Raw genomic sequence first — 4,881 nt, forward strand, 5'->3', positions numbered from 1 at the left:
TCGCGCAAGGATGTTGCCCGGTGTACGATTACTAAGGAAATGGTCGAGAAGCGATCGACCGCCGAGCTGTTGGTACTGCCGTCTTCGCTGCCCAAGCCAGAGTCAGCTTAAAAGCAAGGTTTTCAGCACAGCCACTTATGGAATCTCGCATTCAATCATACCTGCGCTTTGCGGCGAGCCAGCAGCGCGACACCGAGCGGATCGGGCCGTTCCTCGCTACCTTCAGCCGCCACAGCGCCAACCCTTATCTGAACTATGCAATTCCCGACGACGGTGCGGCACCCTCGCTCGCCGATGTCAACGCCCTAATCGCTGCGTACTCTCAGCGCGGGCGACAGCCGCGTTTGGAGTATGTCGCGAAACTAGCCCCTGCTGTCGAAGAAACGCTGATATCCGCAGGTTTCACCGTTGAGGGACGCTTGCCGCTGATGACTTGCACTCCGGGTTCCGAGCAATTGCTTCCCGTCCCCCCGGGCATCGAACTAATTTTGCCAGTTTCCGAGGCCGAGATCCTCGGTACAGCCGCGGCGCAACATGAGGCTTTCACAGAGCCTGCACCAAGCCCTGAAGACGTTGACAGTCTTCGGAAAAGTCTGGCTGCAGGTGGCATCGCCGTACTCGCTCGCCTAGCAGCAACGGGCGAACCTGCGGGGGCTGGAATGTTTACTGTGCCGGCAAATCAGACGACAGAAATTGCCGGTATCGGCGTGCGCGTCCCTTTTCGCCGGCGGGGCATCGCAGGGGCCTTGACAGCCCGGCTGGTGCGAGAAGCTTTCGACGGGGGTGTTGCGGTGGCGTTTCTGATGCCGGGACACGAGGAGGGATTCCGAGTTTACACCCGCGCTGGATTTTGTGCGGGCGGCGAAATTTTGCACATTTCGCTGCCGCCAGCATAGATTTACCAATCTATAAAATCATCCTCATTTAACTCAGAAGATAACTCGGCAAAATCCGGTTCTGATTCCAATCTAAAAGTTTCCGACTCCCAAATCTCCAAGTCATTCGACAAATCAACTACTTCCCCGTCAAACATATCGGCCAATTGCCTAGCCGTATTCGCGACATATTGAGCGTCATCACGCACCGCTATAGCCTGAGCGTTAAAGTTATTTTGAGAGTCTGTAGAACCGTTTGTGGGCGATCGCCCTTCGGAAATGGCAGGCACATTAACCGCGGTATTTTCAGCCGCTGGTGGGTGTTTTTGTTCTTCTCCACCATTACCCAAAAAATCATCTGTAATTTCAGAACCCACCGAGTTCTGCACCTGTTCGCCGGCATCACTCACAGGATGAGAATTCCTGGGATTTTTGCCCGCACGTCCGTTAGAAGTTGGCAAATCCTTGGCGCGGGAACTATTAGTTTCAGCGGGATTTGTCACGCCCACTGTTACTTTTACTCGACGGTTAAAAACTTGCAAAAAAGCTTCTTCAATATTAGGTACTTTGTCTTTAACCATATTGAGCAAAGGTTGCGCTCGCATCTTAACATAGGCACTATTATCGGTAAAAATTACTAGCTGTCCATGTTGCCGAAGCAGCGATTGAGTGCTGAACGGTCGCACGCGCTCAAGTACCTGTTCCCAGACTCGATTTAAATCGATTTCATCGGCTGAATTAGTCTGTGAATAATTTGTTTGATTCGTTTCAGCAGTTGGTACAGGTGCGGGAATCGCTGCAGGAGGTGTGCTTTCTATTCGATTAGCTACAGGCGGCGACTGAGGCGGAGGATTTTGCGAATTGGCAGCCGGAGGTTGTTCAATATTAGATGTCTGGCTCCCCCCCGATTGTAGGGGCGGTGCCCCCGTCCCCGCCCTGGGTTGGTGGGGGTGAATTTGTGAGGGAGCAATATTTTTGGCTGGTTCGGCTGCCGATTGCTGCTGAGTTCTAATTGCTGAGGGCAATAATCCCAATAGTGTTACTTCCAGCCACAAACGCGGCTGAGTGGTATTTTTAATTTGCACTTCATGGGTTTGCAAATGTTTCTGACCTGCCAAAATCAACTCGGCATCCCAATGGCGGGCAAAATCCCCCAGTTTTTCCCAAGTTGCAGAGGTTAAAGCTACTAAATCTGACCGCTTCGGTGCCGCTTTGGCTATTAGTAAATCTCGGTAAAAGCTGGCGAGACTTTGCAGCACGATTAGCGGTTCCCGACCGCGATCCATAAGGTGGCGGCTCATGTCTATTAGTGCTGTAGCGTTATCTGTATCAATAGCTTGCAGCAAATCCATTAAGTCATTTTCTGGTACTGCACCGACTAAATCCCAAACTTTTTCGACTGTTACTTCACCCTGAAATAAGCTCAGTTGATCTAGCAAACTTTCGGCATCCCGCAGACCTCCTTGGGCAATTTGAGCAACCATTTGTACTGCATCACTGGCAATATTGATATTTTCTAATTGGGCAATTTTGTGTAAGTGAGCAATCATTGCTTCGAGGGGTATGCGGCGAAAGTCGAACTTTTGGCATCGAGAAATAATAGTTGGTAATACTCTTTGTGGGTCGGTTGTTGCGAGGACGAATACAACGCGATCGGGCGGCTCTTCTAATGTTTTTAATAAGGCATTAAATGCCTGGGTACTGAGCATATGAACTTCGTCGATTACATATACTTTATAGCGGCATTGTACGGGAGCAAATTGAGCTCGTTCGATCAAATCCCGAATGTTATCTACTCCCGTGTTGCTGGCGGCGTCAATTTCGATGACATCTAGTGTGGAACCTCGGGCAATTTCTTGACAAACGTTGCATTTGCCGCAGGGTGTGGGGGTGGGGGCAACCGTAGAAATACAGTTGAGGGATTTGGCGAAAATTCTGGCACTGGAGGTTTTACCGGTGCCTCTGGGGCCGGTGAATAGATATGCTGGTGCTATGCGCTCTTGCAGGATGGCGCTGGTGAGGGTTTGGGCGATCGCCTCTTGACCGACTAATTCGGCAAATGTCTGAGGGCGATATTTGTGGTGCAGGGGTTCGTAGGTCACGATCGAATTTGGGTGGTATTAGCTGTAATCTTAGCTAAGGAGACGTTGTTCGATCGCACCACAGCTCGACTTTCACAGCAAGCCTCCCGGTGGGCTGGCACGGCGGGAGTCAGCCCACAGTAGGAATTATCACTCTCTAACGTCCGCCCCTCGATCGTCCGGGCGATCGGCTGTTCTGCTTGATGTTTTCCGCTGCTCGCTCCCAGAGTTACTATTAATTTATGTGTATTTCTTTTTATTTTTCTAGAAAAGGAGACGCCCGAACAAACATTTTTTTAGCTGTATTGGTATAATATATTACAGACAATTCACCATTTCTATTGGCCAGTAGCAGCACGCAATTTTCCGATATTTCGGAAACCTGCTTGCAGTTAAAGATAAAGTATTAATTAGAGGGTGCGTGCTCCAGTTGCAGAAATCCAGTTGTACCAAGATGATGGTGGAATGATGTCAATGTTGGTTGATCCAGTTGCACTACCAGCTCTACTCGGGACTCCTGTATAAATATAGCGTCAAATTTTACCCTTTAAAAGCCCATGTCAACCCAAATAATCCTTGTAGAACCAAGGTTGGCAGTAGCGCCTCCCAAACCTAAAAAGGCTAAACCCGGAGATCCGTCCTCAGACCAACTCTTAATGGGAGGGTCGGGATTACTGTTGTTATTGCTTATCGGTTTAGCGGTGTTTACCAAGCTAAAACTCGACGATTTGAGTAAAAAGCTCAAATTTGAGGAGTTTAGAAATCGAGAACTCCAGAAAAAATACAAAATGGCTCTGGAAACCATGTTAAAGATGGAAAAGAATCCCGACCTTATCCATTCGCGAGACTTTAATTTAGACTACCTGAGAATGCGAATGGCGGAAGAAGTGTTTCACTTTGCCATTGTCAACCAAATTAAGGTAAAAGTCAAAGAAAAAATTAGTATTGCCCTGCGTCCGACTCAGGGTGCAGTGGGAGATAAAAACGGGAATGCCGGCAGCGGCAGGCAAGTCGATTCGATGTTTGATATCGAATACGAAACTGGCGATCCCGCAGTAAAAATAGAAAAACGAGTGCTGTTTAGGATTCAAATTAAGCTGATGAAACTGCCGACTCAGGCAACATCGGCGACAATTAATCAAATTATTGACTGTTTGGAAACTTATCTGAGTCCTTCTGACGACCACGACAGTTGGCAGCCGACAATTCAAGGTCGCATCGTTCATATTGAGTGGGATCAAAAAGCCAAGCCAACGCCGATGTTGGTGTTGGAACAATCGAATGAAGGGGTGAATGTTACCTTTAGGACTACGAGAACGCCTGCCGGTAGACCTACAAATGCCAATGATAGCCAATTAGTAGGAGCTAAGGGTCAAAAAAGTGGCAAAAGTAGTTCTAAAACTCCAGCCAAAGGTGCAACAAAAAGTCCTGCCAAGGTAGGAGGAAAGCGTCCCGGTTCTCGGAAATAAGTTGAGGTGGATTAATATTATTTTCCCGAAAGAACGCCGGTTGCCGCCGTTGTTGATGTATCTTGTGCGAGGTAGCCGTCTTCCATGTGAATAATGCGATCGGCTATGTCTAAAATGCGGTTGTCGTGGGTGACAAGCAAAATAGTACAGTGCTGTTCTTTGGCCAAACCTCGCATAATTTCTACCACATCTCGACCTGATTTACTGTCTAGTGCTGCTGTGGGTTCGTCTGCTAATACTAATTTCGGCTGGCTGACTAACGCGCGGGCGATCGCCACTCTTTGTTTCTGTCCCCCAGAAAGACTGTCCGGGTAATAATCTATTCTTTCTCCCAAGCCTACAGCTTGCAGCATTCCCTCTATTTTATCATTAGTTTCTTGGGGAGAAAGATGACTGTGCAGTTCTAAAGACATTTGCACATTTTGCCTAGCTGTCAAGCATTTGAGCAAATTGTGA

General features: G+C 48.4%; 5 protein-coding genes. 3 read left to right on the plus strand and 2 right to left on the minus strand.

Going from position 1 to position 4,881, the window contains the following annotated elements; all coding sequences use genetic code 11:
* Nucleotides 1-137 precede the first annotated feature (137 nt).
* Nucleotides 138-896, plus strand: a complete 759-nt coding sequence (locus QUA38_RS27315; protein ID WP_333167434.1) for a GNAT family N-acetyltransferase — start codon at nucleotides 138-140, stop codon at nucleotides 894-896.
* Nucleotides 897-898: 2 nt separating this feature from the next.
* Here QUA38_RS27315 and QUA38_RS27320 read toward each other — a convergent pair whose 3' ends face one another.
* Nucleotides 899-2,977 carry a DNA polymerase III subunit gamma/tau gene (locus QUA38_RS27320; protein ID WP_333167436.1) on the minus strand — a complete coding sequence of 693 codons (2,079 nt, stop codon included), beginning with the start codon at nucleotides 2,975-2,977 and terminating at the stop codon, nucleotides 899-901.
* Here QUA38_RS27320 and QUA38_RS27325 point away from each other — a divergent pair.
* Together QUA38_RS27325 and QUA38_RS27330 are read left to right on the plus strand one after the other, a co-directional pair.
* Complete coding sequence (locus tag QUA38_RS27325) at nucleotides 2,957-3,100, plus strand: hypothetical protein (protein WP_333167438.1); 144 nt, start codon at nucleotides 2,957-2,959, stop codon at nucleotides 3,098-3,100. The genes QUA38_RS27320 and QUA38_RS27325 overlap by 21 nt on opposite strands.
* 413 nt (nucleotides 3,101-3,513) lie before the next feature.
* On the plus strand, nucleotides 3,514-4,425 hold the full coding sequence (locus QUA38_RS27330) for a hypothetical protein (RefSeq protein WP_333167440.1): 912 nt from the start codon (nucleotides 3,514-3,516) through the stop codon (nucleotides 4,423-4,425).
* A 17-nt stretch (nucleotides 4,426-4,442) separates the two neighbouring features.
* On the opposite strand, the gene QUA38_RS27335 is transcribed toward QUA38_RS27330, so the two are convergent.
* A partial coding sequence (locus tag QUA38_RS27335) for an ATP-binding cassette domain-containing protein (protein WP_333167442.1) occupies nucleotides 4,443-4,881 on the minus strand: 439 nt, incomplete at its 5' end.

The sequence above is a fragment of the Microcoleus sp. Pol12B4 genome, assembly GCF_036701385.1.
Lineage (GTDB): Bacteria > Cyanobacteriota > Cyanobacteriia > Cyanobacteriales > Microcoleaceae > Microcoleus.